At 63.2% G+C, this 943-nt stretch carries 1 protein-coding gene; it reads left to right on the top strand.

Going from position 1 to position 943, the window contains the following annotated elements:
• Nucleotides 1-943: IS1182 family transposase (locus U5805_RS31535; protein WP_322107400.1), on the top strand; the 943-nt coding region annotated here is incomplete at both ends.

Genomic DNA, 943 nt, shown 5'->3' with positions numbered 1-943 from the left:
AGACACCGACACCCGTGCAGCACGAACTCGAGATGGTGACGCTCGAGGAACTTGTGCCGAAGGACCACCTGCTTCGCAAGATCGACGCGGCGGTGGATTTCGAATTTATCCGCGAGAAGGTGGCGCACCTTTACTGCGCGGACAACGGGCGTCCGGCGCTCGATCCGGTGGTGATGTTCCGGTTGCTGTTTATTGGCTACCTGTTCGGGGTGCGCAGCGAACGGCAGCTCATGCGCGAGGTGCAGGTCAACGTGGCCTACCGGTGGTTCGCGCGCTACCGGCTTACCGACAAGGTGCCCGATGCCTCGACGTTCTCGCAGAACCGGCGTCGGCGTTTCACCGATACCTCCGTCTATCAGGAGATCTTCGACGGGATCGTGCGTCAGGCGATCGGTCGCGGCATGGTCGACGGCCGGGTGCTGTACACGGACAGCACCCATCTGAAGGCCAACGCGAACAAACAGAAATTCGATGTGGTGAAGGTGGAGCAGGCGCCGGCGGCGTATCTGGCGCAACTGGATGCAGCCGTCGACGCGGATCGCGCCGCGCAGGGTAAAAAGCCCCTGAAGCGGGATCGTGATGATGACCCGGACGGCCCGGCGGGCGGTGCCACGAAAGAGGTGAAGGTCAGCCGCACGGATCCGGAAAGTGGCTACATGGTGCGCGATGGCAAGCCCACGGGTTTCTTCTGGCTGGACCATCGGACGGTCGACGCGAAGCACTCGATCATCACGGATACGCACGTAACGCCCGCGTCGGTGCACGACAGCCAGCCGTATCTGGCGAGGCTGGACCGTCAGCGCAGGCAGTTCGGTTTCGAGGTTCAGGCGGTGGGACTGGATGCGGGCTACTTCACGCCGATGGTGTGCCAGGGGCTGGAAGAGCGTGGGATTGCCGGAGTGATGGGCTACCGCACGCCGAATCACAAGCCGGGGCTGTTCTA

The organism is Paraburkholderia sp. J41 (assembly GCF_905220235.1).
GTDB lineage: Bacteria > Pseudomonadota > Gammaproteobacteria > Burkholderiales > Burkholderiaceae > Paraburkholderia.
Note: the sequence above shows the minus strand (reverse complement) of the source record. Positions and strands in the feature narration are given on the sequence as shown.